Here is a 16,995-nt window from a genome sequence, read left to right on the forward strand (position 1 = left end):
CTTAGCGAATCCGTTTTATCCGCGTCCCTTTTTTCAGTCAGAGATTCAAAACAATTTGCGCCCTTTGCGGTTAATTTCTCTACCACAGTTTATTGTTTTTAACTAAATAAAAACTTTAATTTCCTTAACTTCGTTTACTACATAAAAACGCTGAAAATTATGGCATGGAATCCCGAAAAATACAACGAGTTTAAAACACTTCGATACAAACCTTTCTTCGATTTGATTGCCCATATTCAGGATAAACCAAATATGAAAGTCGTAGATTTAGGTTGCGGAACTGGAGAGTTAACCAATATGCTATCCGAAAAGCTAACCAATCCTTCAGTAAAAGGCATCGATTCCTCGAAAGAAATGCTGGAGAAAGCCAAAGAATTTACTTCGATACAATTTGATCAAAAAACAATCGAAGAACAAATTAATACGGGAGAAAAATGGGATTTAGTTTTTGCAAATGCATCCATTCAATGGGTTGATAATCACGAAAAATTATTTCCTAAAATTATATCATTATTAAATCCCGATGGACAATTAGCAATCCAAATGCCTTGTCAGAACGAGAATTTACTCAATCAGATTGTAATCGAATTAGTGCAGGAAGAACCATATAAAAGCGCATTGAATAATTGGAAACGACTTTCTCCTGTTCTTACAATGGACGATTATGCTCAAATTTTATTCGAGAATGGCGGTACAGATATAGTTATTTACCAAAAGGTATATCCTATGATAGCCAAGTCGCATGACGAATTATATGAGTTTATTTTGGGCTCAACATTAGTTCCCTATTTCGAGAGATTAGAAGGTGCAATTAAAGAACAATTCATCAAAGAATTTAAAAAGAGAATAGAAAAAAGGTTTAGTAAAACGCCATCATTATACGCGTTCAAAAGAATCCTTTTATACGCAAAATTCTAAAAACATAACTAGAAAAAATATAGATATGAGTAGTAATCCAAAATCTGTTGAAGCCCAAATGCTGATAAGAAAACCAGCTGCAATTGTTTTTAATGCTTTTATAGACCCGAATGTAACCAAGAACTTTTGGTTTACAAAAGGAAGTGATAAACTGGCTGTAGGCAAAAATATAATCTGGGAATGGGAAATGTACAAAGTATCAACTACCGTTTTTGTAAAAGAAATTATCGAAAACGAAAAGATTACTATCGAATGGAACGAACCTAAAACAACCGTTGATTTTGAATTCAGAAAAATAACAGACGATACAACTTATGTGGTTATCAAAAATTATGGTTTTGATAAAGAAGGCGACGAACTTTTAAATACAATCAAAGATTCTACAGGCGGATTTACCACTGTTCTAGACGGGCTAAAAGCCTATTTAGAGCATAATATCAACCTGAATCTTATAGCCGATAAATTTCCTAAAGAAGCTTTTAATACATAAAAAACGGAGCGGAAAAATTAACCGCAAAAGTCGCAATGATTTACGCAAAGGTTGCAAAGCATAAAAAAACCATGTAATCCTTTTATCCCGATAGCTATCGGGAGTGGCGGAAAAATTAACCGCAAAGGGCGCAATCCCGACGCTTCGGGATCCTATTTTCGCCTTAGCTAATCCGTTTCATCCGCGTTCCTTTTTATAGATAACCTGCAAAAAACACATTTTAATTCATATCAACAAAATGAGCTTAGAAAACAATTATATAGAAGTTAATAAACAATCTTGGAATAGTCGGGTTGAGTCACATCTTAAATCTGACTTTTATGATTTAGAAGGTTTCCTAAAAGGAAACACTTCATTAAATAGTATCGAGTTAGAATTACTTGGTGATGTAAAAGGAAAATCAATCCTGCATTTGCAATGTCATTTTGGTCAGGACACAATTTCTTTGGCAAGACTTGGCGCAAATGTTACGGGAGTCGATTTGTCTGACAAAGCAATAGATAGCGCCAACAAACTTGCTCAAGAAGCTGATGCTGAAGCTACATTTATATGTTGTGATATTTATGATTTACCAAACCATTTAAACCAGAAATTCGATATCGTATTTGCAAGTTACGGAGCAATCCCGTGGTTGCCAGACCTTGATAAATGGGCAAAATTAATTTCTGATTTCCTTAACCCGAATGGGAAATTAGTCTTTGCAGAATTTCATCCAGTAGTTTGGATGTTCGATGATAATTTTGAAAAAGTAGGATATAATTATTTCAATTCGGGAGCAATAATAGAAACCCAAGAAGGAACCTACGCAGATAGAGAAGCTCCAATAGAACTAGAGTACGTATGTTGGAATCATAGTATGAGCGAAGTTGTAAATAGTCTGATAAAAAACGGACTAGAACTAAATGCCCTAAATGAATATGATTACTCGCCATATAATTGCTTCAATAACACCATCGAATTTGAACCAAAAAAATACAGAATAAAACATTTGGACAATAAAATCCCAATGGTATATTCGATAGTTGCCACAAAAAAGTAGTAGACAAAAAAATATAACTCATCACATTATGCAAACAGCAATTGGATTAATTCTAGTAACCATCTTTCTATTCCTGGCAGGAATTCATATATTTTGGGGATTTGGTGGAAAATGGGGAAATGATGCCGCTATACCAACAACCGCAAACAATGAAAAAGTTATCAATCCGAAACTAAAAGAATGTATGGTAGTTGCAATTGCATTACTGAGTCTTTCGGTTTTAATTTTAATAAAATCAGAAATAATAGTCTTTAGTTTGCCTAATTGGTTACAAGAATATGGACTTTGGATTATTTCGATATTGTTTATTGTGAGAGCAATTGGCGAATTCAAATACGTTGGATTTTTTAAAAAAGTCAAAACCACAAAATTTGCACAAATGGATACCAAATACTTTTCACCATTATGCTTATTTATTTCGATTTTAGCAACAACATTAGCATTAACAGCATAATTTTTTGTGCTACTTTTACATAGAATAACAATATAAATTGAAATCAAAAAACATGGAATTAATTACTATCGAAGAGTTTTTTATTATCGGATTATCGATAAGAACTACCAATGAAAAAGAACAATCTGCAACGGATATTCCAGCGCTTTGGAACAAATTTATGTCTGAAAATACAATCGAAAATATTCCAAATAAAATAGATAGCTCAATCTATGCTGTTTACACCGAATATGAAAAGGATTATACAAAACCATACACAACAATTTTAGGCTGTAAAGTTTCAAGTTTAGAGAATATCCCAACCGGAATGATTGGAAAAACCATTGCAAAAGAAACCTACAAACAATTTACAGCCAAAGGAAATTTAGCCGACGGTGTTGTAATCCAGAAATGGATAGAAATTTGGAATACTGATCTTAACAGAAAATATACTGCCGATTTTGAGATATACGGAGAAAAGGCATCCAATCCAGAAAATGCCGAAGTGCCTATTTTTATAGCTATTTAGTGAATTTACTCATATCAGTTAATTTCAAAAAAATGCTTTAATTTTCTAGATTCTCTCGCAAAGTCGCAAAGACGCCAAGTTAAAATTTAGCTTTCTTTGCGACTTGGCGTCTTTGCGAGAATTTATAACTACAACACTTATATAAACAATAATGCAACCAAAACTAATTGAACACATAAAAAAGTACGTCGAATTAAACGATGAACAAACCCAATTAGTTCTGGCTAATATGAAGCCGATTACCCTAAAAAAGAAAAGTTATTTACTAGAAGAAGGACAAATATGTTCTTCGCTTTATTTTGTAGAAAAAGGCTGTTTACGTTTCTTTTTTATCAATGATAAAGGAACAGAACAGATCACACAATTTGCAATCGAAAACTGGTGGATTGCCGATTATATGAGTTTTGATACACAATCGCCATCACAGTTTTACATTCAGGCAATCGAAAATACCGAAGTTTATGTTTTTGATTATCACAATCAGGAAAAAGTTTTTAGCCAATTACCTCAACTAGAACGCTACTTCCGACTTGTTTTGCATAGAGCTTATTCGGCTGCCCAATTGCGAATGAAGTATTTATACGACTTTACAAAAGAAGAAAGTTACCAGCATTTTATTACCAGATTTCCTGAGTTTGTGCAACGAATTCCGCAATATATGTTAGCATCCTACTTAAATCTTACTCCGGAATATTTAAGCGAGATAAGAAAAAACGCACTTTAATCTCATTTCTTAAACCAGCTTAAGATTTTTCATGGTTCCTATAAATATCTTTGCTTAATAATTAAAAACAAAGAAATCATGAGCAAGAGAATTAAAATTGCACAGACTCAACCAACTGCTGTAAAACCATTATTGGATTTGAATACCTATTTAGACTCAACTCCTTTAACCCACACACATCACGAATTAATAAAAATTAGAACATCACAAATAAACGGTTGTGCTTATTGTATCGATTTGCATACAAAAGATGCCCGAAAATATGGCGAAACCGAACAACGCATTTATTTATTGAATGCTTGGAGAGAAGTAGATTTTTATACTGAAGAAGAAAGAGCAATTTTGGCTTTGACCGAAGAAATTACATTAATAAGTAATGGAGGAGTTTCAGACGAAACCTATCAAAAAGCAGCTAGTTTATTTGATGAAAACTATTTATCAAATATTATAATGGCGATTATTACAATAAATGCCTGGAACAGAATTGGGGTTACAACCGAAATGAAACCAGCTTTAACTCGTTAAAAATTAAAGGTTCCAACCATTAAGATATTAAGTTTTAATTCTTAATTTACTTAATCTCTTAATGGTTTGACAAAAACATCTTTTCTTTCTTATTTAACTGATTTTTCCTACTCGTTATTGTTAAAACCCTTATTTTAAGATAATCAAAAAATTATAATCAATACTTTTTACATTATTATTTTATTGCCAAATTATTAATATTAAATACAAATTTTAATAAATACGCAACATTAACAATTTTTCTTTTAATTTCATTGCGTTATTCAATTATCTTTGTGATAATAAAATTATAGTATAATGGAAGAATGTATATCGGTATTTGATATGCTTAAGATTGGTGTAGGACCATCAAGTTCACACACCCTTGGACCTTGGCGTGCAGCAGAACGTTTTCTTGCTGAATTAAAAAGTGAAAATCTGTTTTCTCAAATCACTCGTGTCAAAGTCGATTTGTATGGCTCTCTTTCTTTAACAGGAAAAGGTCATGCTACAGATTTGGCAGTTATGTTAGGATTAAGCGGTCAGGATCCCGAATATATTCCTATAAACGACATTGCAGGAATTATCAAATCTATCGAAGAAACCAATACAATTATACTTGGAAACGAGATAACCATTCCGTTTTTCTTTTTACAAGACATTGTTTTCAATAAAGAATTCTTGCCTTTTCATGCCAATGGTTTAAAATTTACGGCTTACGCCAAAGATGATTCCGAATACGAATCTATCTTCTACTCTATCGGTGGTGGATTTGTAGTGAAAGAAGAACGCGAAAATGCTAAAATAAAATCGGAGATAAAATGTGCATTTCCGTTTCCTATACAAAACGCAGCAGAACTTTTAGAATATACCATTACTCAAAACAAATCCATTTCGGAGATTGTTTATGAGAATGAAAAATCGATGCGTTCTGAAGAATTCATTAATAACGAATTAATGCGTATTTGGAATACCATGCTCGAATGTATGTATATCGGTTGCCATTCTGAAGGAATACTTCCTGGTGGACTAAATGTACGTCGTAGAGCATTTGATATGCACCAAAATCTCATCGGTTTATCCAACTATAATTCTCCACAAACGTGGCTAGAAGAAATAAGAAAAACTGAGGTTAAATTTCGTCAAATCCTAAAATGGGTAAGTTGTTTTGCACTTGCCGTAAATGAGGTAAATGCCGCTTTAGGACGTGTAGTTACTGCCCCGACCAATGGTAGTGCTGGTGTAATTCCTGCCGTTTTAATGTATTATTTGGTAATCGAAAACCATGATGCAGCCGAAAAAGAAATCAAACAATTCCTGATGGTTGCTGGCGAGATAGGAAGTATCTTTAAGAAAGGGTCTACAATTTCTGCCGCAATGGGTGGTTGTCAAGCCGAAATAGGTGTTTCGTCATCTATGGCAGCAGCAGCACTTTGCGAATTAATGGGCGGAACTCCAGCACAAGTTTTAATGGCTGCTGAGATTGCCATGGAACATCACTTAGGATTAACCTGTGACCCAATAGGTGGATTAGTACAAATACCTTGTATAGAAAGAAATACAATGGGAGCTATAAAAGCCATCAATGCAGCCGAATTAGCACTAGAAACAGACTCTAAAAATGCAAAGGTACCTCTCGATAAAGTAATTGATACGATGTGGCAAACAGCAAAAGATATGAACTCTAAATACAAAGAAACCTCCGAAGGAGGATTAGCAATTGCCGTGAATATGGCGGATTGTTAGTATTCAGTCGCAGTTTTCAGTTTTAGTTTACAGTCACAGTATTCAGTATTCAATAAAAAAAGTGTTCAGTTGCAGTCGCAGTTTTAAAAAACTACAGATTGTACTGAACACTTTTTTTAATTATACCTTTACAATTATCAAAACTGTAAACTGTCACTGGTACTAAAAACTGCAACTGAATACTATTTTTTTTTACCCGCAAACAACTGAAACTGAAAACTGAAACTGGTACTGAACACTAAAAACTACGCTTTCAAAAGTTTAAACCAGAACGAACTTCCTAATCCCAACTCGCTTTCTACGCCAATTGTTCCGTTTTGTGCTTCGATAAATTCTTTACTAATAGATAATCCCAATCCCGTTCCTGATTTATGACTTCCCGGAATCTGGAAAAACTTATCAAATACTTTGGATTTATAATGGCTATCGATTCCTTTACCAGTATCGACTACTGCAAAAACAATCTGATTTTTTTCTTTTTTCAGTTTAACTGTAATACTACTTTTTTCATAAGAGTATCTAATAGCATTCGTTAAAAAATTAATCATCACCCAAGTTGTTTTCTCCGAGTCAGCTTTTATATCTGCAAGATTAGGTTCGCTTTCAACAATCAATTCAATTTGTTTTTGCTCAGCTTGTACTTTTACTGCTTCAAGAGCATAATCTATAATTTTATACGGACTACATTGTCCAATATCTAGCTTAATATTACCTGTTTCCAGTTGTGCCATATCTAGCAACTCACCCGTAATTTTCAACAAGCGTTGGCTATCATCCTTAATACTATCTATTAATTGTTTTTGCTCCTCATTAATACTTCCCGTGTTCGGCTTTTCTAATAACTGAAGGCTTAATTTAATAGATGATATAGGCGTTTTTAATTCATGCGAAACAGTTGCAATAAAATTAGTTTTGGCAAAATCAAGTTCCTTAAACAGCGTAATATTTCGTAAAATAATTACATCGCCAATATTAATCGTTTTATCCTCACCTGTTGGCGTAATAGTAATATTAACAGTCTCTTTATCAAAATAACTTTCTTTACCATCGGCAAAAATCTTCATCGGGTGTGCTTTTGTACTTTCGAGATCATTGATGATTAAAGATTTCATCAAATCATTTTTCAAAGCCAGCGTTGTAGCCAATTCTCCAATTACTTCCTCTGATTTCATTCCAATAATCTTAAGTGCTTCATTATTTACAAATAAAACTTTCCCTTGATTATCAAGCCCAATAATTGGGTCATGCATATTATTTATTAAAGTCTCCAGTCGTTTCTTTTCAAATGATAATTTATACAAATTACTATCATGATATTCCTCGAGTTTTTCGGCCATTGTATTAAACGATTTTGCTAGATCCCCAAATTCGTTATGATTCATAAAATGCACCCGTTCTGAATAGTTTTTATTCGCAATTTGCTTAATACTTTCGGTCAATTCCTTTATGGGATTTGCAATATTATTAGGCAAATTAATTAGTAAATTAAAAGCAATCAAAAAACAAAGTGTGCCTACAATTGCAATCGAAAAATTAGCTGTTTCGGCAGTTTGTTTGGCAATATCACTTTTCTGTTTTATGGCATTCATATTGAGTTTCATTATTGCAAAAATATCCTGACGAATCTGACTTTTAACAGCTTGATCCTCCCAGTTATTTTCTAATTTATTAAAACTCATTTGTAAATTAGTCGTTACCTTATCTTCTCCAGCTTCGGTTACATTGATAATTTGTTTGTCCAAATTGTCTTTAAAAAAAACAATTGCTTTATCTTCATTACCACTTATTTCATCAAGCGAAGTGAGCATATTTCTAGAATATTCCAATGTGTTATAATTGGCTTTCAAAATATTTTCGGTATCTCCTTTTATCAAAAAAATATAAAAGGCACTAACTAATGCAAGGATAATTATCATTAAAAATAACAATCCCACGCCCAAGTTTAATTTTGTTTTAATTTTCATTTCCTATGATTTACAAAACATTTTATTTTTTATCCAAGTATCTAACTTTTCTAAACAGCTTAATAAGTACTTGCATAACTTAAGTGATTAATCTTTTTTTAAACATATAAGACATTTAAGAAAATATAAGCCTATCCAAAACTAAGCTTAAACGAACTTACATAACTTATATGGTTAATCTCTTCACATCAAACAACATTAATCTTTTTTAAACATATAATATAAGACATTTAAGAAAATATAAGTTTCCTAAAATACTTTAAAACTATAAAGTAACTCTCCTCAAACAACTTAAATGAACTTACATAACTTATATGGTAACTCTTTTCACGTCAAAAATCTCAAATCTTGCTTCTCCACATCTAACAACTCTCAACACCTAAGACAAAATAACAAGATCAACATTCGATAAAGAAAGACGAGTCAATAAACGTCTAAAAATCGATGTCGCCAAAATTACCTTAAAAAAATTAAAATGAGGTTTCCCAATACAAACCGTTGTAATTTCTTTTTGTTCTACAACCTTAAGCATCGTATCAGTAATATTGGTACTTTCTATTTTAATTACTTCGGCACCGAGTTGAGTCGCCAATTTAAAATTATTAATTAAGTGGCGTTGTTTATCCAGCGCTATTTTATCACTGCTTTCTCTTGGTAACTGAACATACAAAACATACCAATCGCTATTATAATAACTAGCCAATCGAGCCGTTTTTCTGATAATATTCTTTGCCGTTCTCTCATTACTACTTATACATGCCAATAATTTTTCGTGTCGCAGCGCCTGAGTTTTAGGAACTTCATTTTCTACTTTTCGCAACACCTGACTCGCTACTTCTTTAAGAGCCAATTCTCGCAATTGTAGAATCTGATCAGACTTAAAAAAATTATTCAGCGCAGTCTGGATTTTATCTTCCGTATAAATTTTCCCTTCTTTTAATCGGTCAATTAAATCTTCCGAAGTCAAATCGATGTTTACAACCTCATCCGCTAATCGCAGTACATTATCAGGAATCCGTTCTTTAACATCAACATTGGTAATCCGTTTTACATCTTCGTTTAAACTCTCGATATGCTGAATATTAACTGCCGAAATCACGTTTATTCCAGATTCTAAAATCTCCAGAACATCTTGCCAGCGCTTTTCATTCTTGCTACCTTCTATGTTTGTGTGCGCCAACTCATCTACAATAACCACTTCTGGCCGCAAATTAATTATGGCTTGCACATCCATTTCCTCCAGTTGCTTTCCTTTGTAAAAAATAGAACGACGCGGAATCACAGGCAAACCATCCAGCAATTCATGCGTTTCCTTACGGTTATGCGTTTCTATGTATCCGATTTTTACATCTATTCCATTCTTTAATAATGTATGCGCTTCCTGTAGCATACGAAAAGTTTTGCCTACACCAGCACTCATGCCAATGTAGACCTTAAACTTTCCTTTACGGGATTTCTGAATTAAATCGAGAAAGTGCTTAACATTATTTTCCTTTTCGTTATCCATAATTTTATTTGCATTATGCTATAAGCAGTAAGCTTTAAGCAATACAAACTTTTAAAAAAGCTTATTGCTTAAAGCTTATAGCCTAAAGTCTAAAGAGTAATTGCCAAAGAAGTCGTTATAAATACGTTACTATCTGTTGGATCATTATTTTTTAAAAAGATATCATCTTTACTATTCAAAGTTCGTGCTTCTAATCTAAATATTACATTTTCTGCGGCTAAATAATCAAAGTTTGCCGAGAAACCATACGTTTTAAAACCGTTTGGAGTATCAGTTGCAATGATTACCCCTTTTTTATCCTGATAATACTCTCCTCTTGCAGCAACCATAATTTTATTTGTTGGTTTATATTGAGCCACCACAATTGGCGAATACCAAACATCATAATCAGAACTTCCGTTAGTAGCTTGCTGCAATCCAATATCAAAACCTGCAATCAGGTTTACTTTTTCAGACACTTTAAACTGTCCGTAAAAATCATTAAAGTATCTCCATTTTCTATCCACATCCGGTTGTTCATTCCCAACATATGTACTCCAGTTTAATGTAACTGCCGAAGTTGGTTTATAAGTAACCTGTGTTCCAAAAGCCGGAGTCTGATTTCCCTCAACCTTCTGGATACGTTGCCAGCCATTTAAATACATTACAGCCAAATACCATTTTTCACTTTTAGATGTATATCCTAACTTAACACCCGCCTCATAATATGGAGAGTTCTCCGCAAGAATACTTCTGGTTAAAGTCATACAATCTTTCCCGATTGCACTTTCAAAACCAATGTGCGAAGGCATAACTCCCGCATCAACCCAAAGATTATGCTCTTTTGAGATTTTTACTCCCACATTAGCTTCATAAACATTTTTTAATAAGCCTTGTTCAGCAGCCATATTATATTCTGCATAAGTTCCAGCCATAATTGCAAAATTCCCTCGAACATTGTCTTTAGCATAATTCACTTTTGCCAAACCTAAATTCAAATTTACCTCATTGTGTTTGTTATAATTATAAAGAAAACTTGGACGAGTATGATTATCAGGATTTCCAAAATCATAGCTGTAATAAGTATCTATATAACCCGAAAACGTAAACGGACTTTTAGATTCTTCCTGAGCATTCATTGTTGTATATCCGAAAGCTATTAAAGCTGTAAGTATTATTTTTTTCATTTTATTTTATCATTGCGAGAAACGAAATAATCTCGTTCTCTTAATTATTCTATTTGTTATTAGTTTTTTTTAGGAGCTCCCGAAGCTTCGGGACCAGCTGTCCGCTATATCTTTTTCTGTCCGCCGCGGCGGACAGAAAAAGGATACCGCTTCCATCTAGGCTAAAACACTTGGGGCAACAAGGGCTTTAGTCATCCTAACAGGTTTTCGGAACCTGTTAGGTAATAAAGGGCAAACTCAGATAAAACAACTACAAGTCTATCTATATTTTGTCCATAAATTTTCATACATACAAGGCACTAGCAACCTTGCCAACAGGTTTTTATCCCGAAATTTCGGGACTGTTGGGTTTAGTATTAATCATCATATTTACAAGTATTTTTGTTATCCTAACAGGTTTCCAAAACCTGTTAGATATCTAAGTACTGATTACTGAATATCATACCTACAAGGTTTTAGAAACCTTGCAGGATAAAAACCTAAGAACCTTTTTTAGAAAGTTCGTCAAGAGCAATGTTCAATTCCAGAACATTTACCATTGCGGTTCCCATAACCTTAGGAGTATTAATTTTAGATTCAACCAAAGCCTTAACTTTATCCTCAGCTAATTTTCTTTCTTTAGCAACCCGTTTCACCTGAACCAAAGCGCCTTGAGGGGAAATATTTGGGTCTAAACCACTCCCTGAAGCAGTAACCATATCGGCAGGAATTTCTGATTTTCTTAAATAAGGATGAACAATTAAGAAAGTATCAATTCTCTTTTGAACCACAGCTAAGTAATCAGCATTACTTGGTCCTTTATTGCTTCCACCACTACCAGCAGCATTATAATCTACAGCCGAAGGGCGTCCCCAGAAATAATTAGATTTATCAAATTTCTGACCTATTTTTTGATACCCTACCACTTTACCATTAACCGAAATAGTTTCTCCCTTACCTTGGTTAGGTGCAAGCTGAGCAATACCATAAATTGCCAGAGGATAAATAACTGCAAACAGAACCACCGTAAGTAGGGTAAATTTTACTATTGAAAATATATTTTTCATTGTTTTTATTTTTTGAGTTTCTAAGGAACTAAGCTTCTAAGACGCTAAGAAAAACCTTAGAACCTTAGTAACTTAGTATCTCAGAACCTTTTTTTAGATTACATAAATAAAGCTACTGCCAAATCAATTAATTTAATTCCGATAAAAGGAATAATCAATCCTCCTAAACCATAAATCAACAAGTTTCTTTTAAGGATTGCACTCGCCCCGATTGGTTTATAATCAACACCTCTTAACGCAAGCGGGATCAATATTGGGATAATAATCGCATTAAAAATCACAGCCGATAAAATGGCACTCTCAGGACTATGCAAATGCATGATATTTAAACCTTGTAAAGCAGGAATCGCAGTGATAAAAAGTGCAGGAACAATAGCAAAATACTTCGCTACGTCATTTGCAATAGAAAATGTTGTAAGTGTACCTCTGGTCATCAACAACTGTTTTCCAATTTCAATAATCTCAATTAACTTAGTTGGGTCATTATCTAAATCGACCATGTTTCCGGCTTCCTTAGCAGCTTGAGTTCCGCTATTCATTGCAACACCTACATCTGCTTGCGCAAGAGCCGGTGCATCATTCGTACCGTCACCCATCATCGCGACAAGTTTACCCATTTGTTGCTCATTTTTAATGTAGTTCATTTTATCCTCAGGTTTCGCTTCGGCAATAAAATCGTCAACACCAGCAGCTTCAGCAATAAACTTAGCCGTAAGAGGATTATCTCCGGTAACCATTACCGTTTTTACACCCATTTTTCTCAAACGGTCAAAACGTTCTTTCATTCCAGTTTTAATAATATCCTGCAATTCGATAACCCCTTGTACTTGGTTATTTTTAACCACTACCAACGGCGTTCCACCTTTAGACGAAATATCAATTACTTTTTGAGCAATATCTTCAGGGAAATTATTCCCAGCCTGAAGTGCAATATTTTTTGCAGCATCCTGAGCCCCTTTTCTAATGTTAGTTCCGTCTTTTAAGACAACACCACTAGTTCTGGTTTCAGCAGTAAATTTAATTAAAGTAGCACCTTCAATAGATAAGTTTTGAGCTACAGTTGAACCAGCCAACTCTACAATACTTTTTCCTTCAGGAGTATCATCTGCAAGAGAACTTAATACTGCAGATTCTATAAAATCTTTTTCTGTAACACCTTTAGCAGGATAAAAATTAGTTGCTTTTCTGTTACCAATAGTAATCGTTCCTGTTTTATCAAGAAGTAATACATCAATATCTCCAGCAGTTTCTACCGCTTTTCCAGATTTTGTAATTACATTAGCACGCAACGCTCTATCCATTCCCGCAATTCCGATTGCTGAAAGTAAACCTCCAATTGTTGTTGGAATTAAACATACAAAAAGAGAGATAAAAGCAGCAATTGTTATTGGCGCATTAGCATAATCTGCAAATGGTTTTAAGGTAACACAAACAATCACGAAGATTAGAGTAAATGCTGCCAACAAAATAGTCAATGCAATTTCGTTTGGCGTTTTCTGACGGCTTGCTCCTTCAACCAAAGCAATCATTTTATCAAGAAAACTTTCGCCAGGCTCAGATGTTACGATTACTTTAATTTTATCCGACAATACTTTTGTACCTCCAGTTACCGATGATTTATCACCACCAGCTTCACGAATTACAGGAGCACTTTCTCCAGTAATCGCACTTTCATCAATAGTTGCCAAACCTTCGATGATTTCACCATCAGTTGCTATTAAATCTCCAGCTTCACAAACGAAAACATCTCCTTTTTTTAATTCCGAAGAACTAATATTTTTGATTTCTCCATTAGCAAGGATTTGTCTTGCTGGTGTTTCTTCCCGTGTTTTTCTTAAACTATCGGCTTGAGCTTTACCTCTTGCTTCGGCAATTGCTTCGGCAAAATTGGCAAACAAAAGAGTTGCTAGTAAAATTAAAAACACAATTAAATTATATGCAAAACTACCTTGATCGTTTGCTCCCATCAAAATGGAAATACAAACAGCAAACATAATGGCAGTCCCAATTTCTACGGTAAACATTACCGGATTTTTAATCATCAATTTTGGATTAAGCTTCACAAAAGATTGCACTAAGGCATCTTTTACCTGCTTACTTTCAAACAATGAATTGGATTTATTGTTAGTCATTTTCTTTTATATTATTTTAATGTAAAATATTCTGCCAATGGACCTAAAGCCAACGCTGGGAAGAATGATAAGGCGGCGATAATTGCAATTACTGCAAAAACCATTACTCCAAAAATAGAAGTGTCTGTTTTTAAAGTTCCTGCACTTTCTGGGATATATTTTTTATTAGCCAATAATCCTGCAATAGCCAATGGCCCGATTATAGGAATGAAACGACTCAATAGTAATACAATTCCTGTAGTAATATTCCAGAACGGATTATTATCTCCTAAACCTTCAAACCCAGAACCATTATTGGCTGCACTAGAAGTATATTCATATAACATTTCTGAAAATCCATGATTTCCCGGGTTGTTTAACCAACCTGTTGCATTCCCATTAAACCACCATCCCATTGCTGTATCATGTGCAGCAAAATACGAAGCCAAAGCTGTTCCTGATAATATTAATAAAGGATGAAGAATAGCAACAAAAGCAGCAATCTTAACTTCCCGAGCTTCAATTTTCTTTCCTAAAAATTCAGGTGTTCGACCAACCATTAAACCAGAAATAAATACTGCCAGAATAATGAAAACATAAAAGTTAAGAATACCAACACCACAACCACCATAAAATGCATTAACCATCATAGCAAGCAATTCCATAGCACCAGATACTGGCATCGAGCTATCATGCATACTATTAACAGAACCTGTAGAAATTACTGTTGTTGCAATACTCCAGAAACCTGAAATAGCTGGCCCTAAACGAACCTCCTTGCCTTCCATTGCTCCTGTTGCCTGGGTAATTCCCATTCTTTCGATAGCAGGATTTCCGTTAATTTCACTAATAACCGTTGGGATAACCAGTAATAAGAATCCAACCGTCATAACGCCAAAAATAACGTATGATAATTTTCTTTTCTTTAGATAAAAACCTAGGGCGAAAATCATCCCAAACGGAATAATTAATTGAGCCCATAATTCGACAGCATTAGTAAAATAAGTAGGATTTTCTAACGGATGAGCCGAGTTAGCCCCAAAAAAACCACCACCATTTGTACCTATATGTTTTATGGCAATAAATGCTGCAGCAGGTCCACGAGAAACCTCTACATTATCACCTTGTAAAGTAGTGATAGCATCTTTACCTTCAAAAGTCATTGGTGAACCGCTAAATACCAAAGCAGTAGCTACAATAGCAGCTAATGGTAATAAAACGCGAGTACAACTTTTGATAAAATAATTATAAAAGTTACCTAATTTATCCGTAGATCTTTCTTTCATTGCAGTAAAAACCATTGCTGCAGCAGCCATTCCGACACCAGCCGAAACAAATTGCAAGAACATCAAGAATATTTGTGATAAATAAGACACACCGCTTTCGCCCGAATAATGCTGTAAATTACAGTTTACTATAAATGAAATGGCAGTATTAAATGCCAAATCTGGACTCATCGATGGATTATTATCGGGGTTTAAGAATAGTGACCCTTGAAACAATAAAATAAAGAAGCAAAGAAAGAACCAAACCATGTTTATACTTAAAAGTGCTTTTAAGTGTTGCTTCCAGTTCATTTCTTCGGTGGAATTTATTCCACTGATTTTAAAAATAAGTTTTTCAATTGGATTGAAAATCGGGTCAAGTAATGTTTTATCACCCAAATAAACTTTAGCAATATATTTTCCCAAAGGAATGGCTAAAACTATCGTAATGATAAAAATACTGATGACGCCAAATAATTCTGTGTTCATAATTTTTTAAATTTTAGTAAAATGTCAGATGTGATTTGTAAAAGGAGACCGACGTATAACATCTAACATCTCACTTATAACTTTTAACATCATTAAAATTTTTCGGGTTTGATTAATACGTAAACCAAATAGCCGAAAACGGCAAGGGCAATAATAAATAATGCAGTCATGATTTAAATTTTTTCAAAAAATTCGACAGATTTAAAACAAATCGCAAAGAGCAAAACTGCCAGTGCGAGTAAAAGAATAGGGATTAACATAGGTTTTGATTTATTTAGATTATTGGATTATTATTTTTTAGACTCCGAGATTAGAAGAAACTAGACTAGGAGAAGCAAGAGGCAAGATTTAAAGATGAGGAGAAACAAGAGGCAAGACTTAAAGATTATAGATTAAACATTTATAGATAATAGATTTCAAAAAACAACTTTAGTCTTTCTTCTACCTCCTAACATCTTGTTTCTATTCTCTTGGCTCTATTCTCTTAACCCTATTCTCTTGACTCTATCAGTCTTTCCTAGACACCCGACGCATTAATTTGCTTTATATATTCAGCCTTCAATGATTTTGGAAATAAATCCGAAATCGTACAATGCCGTAATTCCATGAAAGAAGAAACCGAGAAAACGTATACGTTCGAAATGGCACTTTTAGTTTCGTAACTCCCTGTAGTATATAATCGCTCGGCAAGCGCCAGACATTTTTTTGCTCTGACAATATTCCCGCTAATGATTGCTGTCTTAGTGATTTCGGCAAACCGTTCAGCTTGCTTATAAATCGTGGTGACTTGATTTTTCATAAGAATGATTTTTTTTGTTCTTCCTCCCTTATGCCAAAATACATTCCAAAAAAAAACTTTTAACACAATACACTATAAACTAACACCTTATCAAATTTACTTAAAATTCAGGCATAAAAAAAGCCTATCAAAATGATAGGCTTTTATTGAAATGATAAGGATTTTAATTTTTTAGTTTTGAGTCCCATTGGGACAATATATTTATAGAAAAATTAGAAATTAGTAGACAAACATTACGTAATCAAAATATGTATCGCTCCGATGG

General features: G+C 33.8%; 15 protein-coding genes. 8 read left to right on the forward strand and 7 right to left on the reverse strand.

What is annotated here, in order from left to right:
* Positions 1 to 159 precede the first annotated feature (159 nt).
* The 8 genes from OA93_RS21550 to OA93_RS21585 all read left to right on the forward strand — a co-directional run bounded on the left by OA93_RS21550 (position 160) and on the right by OA93_RS21585 (position 6,383).
* Complete coding sequence (locus OA93_RS21550; protein WP_039116151.1) at positions 160 to 918, forward strand: methyltransferase domain-containing protein; 759 nt, start codon at positions 160 to 162, stop codon at positions 916 to 918.
* A 25-nt stretch (positions 919 to 943) separates the two neighbouring features.
* Entirely contained in the window at positions 944 to 1,408 is a 465-nt protein-coding gene (locus tag OA93_RS21555) for an SRPBCC family protein (RefSeq protein WP_039116152.1), read from the forward strand.
* Between the two features lie 238 nt (positions 1,409 to 1,646).
* On the forward strand, positions 1,647 to 2,447 hold the full coding sequence (locus OA93_RS21560) for a class I SAM-dependent methyltransferase (RefSeq protein WP_039116153.1): 801 nt from the start codon (positions 1,647 to 1,649) through the stop codon (positions 2,445 to 2,447).
* Between the two features lie 28 nt (positions 2,448 to 2,475).
* The gene (locus OA93_RS21565) at positions 2,476 to 2,901 is read left to right on the forward strand and encodes a DUF3995 domain-containing protein (protein WP_039116181.1); all 426 of its coding nucleotides are present in this window, start codon (positions 2,476 to 2,478) and stop codon (positions 2,899 to 2,901) included.
* A 52-nt stretch (positions 2,902 to 2,953) separates the two neighbouring features.
* Entirely contained in the window at positions 2,954 to 3,409 is a 456-nt protein-coding gene (locus tag OA93_RS21570; RefSeq protein ID WP_039116155.1) for a GyrI-like domain-containing protein, read from the forward strand.
* Positions 3,410 to 3,560: 151 nt separating this feature from the next.
* Positions 3,561 to 4,133, forward strand: coding sequence for a Crp/Fnr family transcriptional regulator (locus tag OA93_RS21575; RefSeq protein ID WP_039116156.1), 573 nt, complete (start codon positions 3,561 to 3,563; stop codon positions 4,131 to 4,133).
* Between the two features lie 78 nt (positions 4,134 to 4,211).
* Positions 4,212 to 4,658, forward strand: coding sequence for a carboxymuconolactone decarboxylase family protein (locus OA93_RS21580; RefSeq protein ID WP_039116158.1), 447 nt, complete (start codon positions 4,212 to 4,214; stop codon positions 4,656 to 4,658).
* A 297-nt stretch (positions 4,659 to 4,955) separates the two neighbouring features.
* A complete protein-coding gene (locus tag OA93_RS21585) occupies positions 4,956 to 6,383 on the forward strand; it encodes an L-serine ammonia-lyase (protein ID WP_039116159.1) in 1,428 nt (475 codons plus the stop codon).
* 245 nt (positions 6,384 to 6,628) lie between these two features.
* On the opposite strand, the gene OA93_RS21590 is transcribed toward OA93_RS21585, so the two are convergent.
* The 7 genes from OA93_RS21590 to OA93_RS21620 all read right to left on the reverse strand — a co-directional run bounded on the left by OA93_RS21590 (position 6,629) and on the right by OA93_RS21620 (position 16,730).
* Positions 6,629 to 8,347: an ATP-binding protein gene (locus OA93_RS21590; protein WP_039116161.1), complete on the reverse strand. Its 1,719-nt coding sequence runs from the start codon at positions 8,345 to 8,347 to the stop codon at positions 6,629 to 6,631.
* A 379-nt stretch (positions 8,348 to 8,726) separates the two neighbouring features.
* Positions 8,727 to 9,854, reverse strand: a complete 1,128-nt coding sequence (locus tag OA93_RS21595; protein ID WP_039116163.1) for a histidine kinase — start codon at positions 9,852 to 9,854, stop codon at positions 8,727 to 8,729.
* 89 nt (positions 9,855 to 9,943) lie between these two features.
* Positions 9,944 to 11,020: a porin gene (locus OA93_RS21600; protein WP_039116164.1), complete on the reverse strand. Its 1,077-nt coding sequence runs from the start codon at positions 11,018 to 11,020 to the stop codon at positions 9,944 to 9,946.
* A 479-nt stretch (positions 11,021 to 11,499) separates the two neighbouring features.
* Positions 11,500 to 12,066, reverse strand: a complete 567-nt coding sequence (locus OA93_RS21605) for a K(+)-transporting ATPase subunit C (protein WP_039116165.1) — start codon at positions 12,064 to 12,066, stop codon at positions 11,500 to 11,502.
* Positions 12,067 to 12,164: 98 nt separating this feature from the next.
* Positions 12,165 to 14,198 carry a potassium-transporting ATPase subunit KdpB gene (gene kdpB / locus OA93_RS21610; RefSeq protein WP_039116166.1) on the reverse strand — a complete coding sequence of 678 codons (2,034 nt, stop codon included), beginning with the start codon at positions 14,196 to 14,198 and terminating at the stop codon, positions 12,165 to 12,167.
* Positions 14,199 to 14,209: 11 nt separating this feature from the next.
* Positions 14,210 to 15,931 (reverse strand): potassium-transporting ATPase subunit KdpA, encoded by a 1,722-nt coding sequence (gene kdpA, locus OA93_RS21615; RefSeq protein ID WP_039116167.1) that lies wholly within the window; start codon positions 15,929 to 15,931, stop codon positions 14,210 to 14,212.
* A 517-nt stretch (positions 15,932 to 16,448) separates the two neighbouring features.
* Positions 16,449 to 16,730 carry a hypothetical protein gene (locus OA93_RS21620; protein WP_035626556.1) on the reverse strand — a complete coding sequence of 94 codons (282 nt, stop codon included), beginning with the start codon at positions 16,728 to 16,730 and terminating at the stop codon, positions 16,449 to 16,451.
* Between the last annotated feature and the right edge of the window lie 265 nt (positions 16,731 to 16,995).

The sequence above is a fragment of the Flavobacterium sp. KMS genome, from assembly GCF_000813005.1.
Lineage (GTDB): Bacteria > Bacteroidota > Bacteroidia > Flavobacteriales > Flavobacteriaceae > Flavobacterium.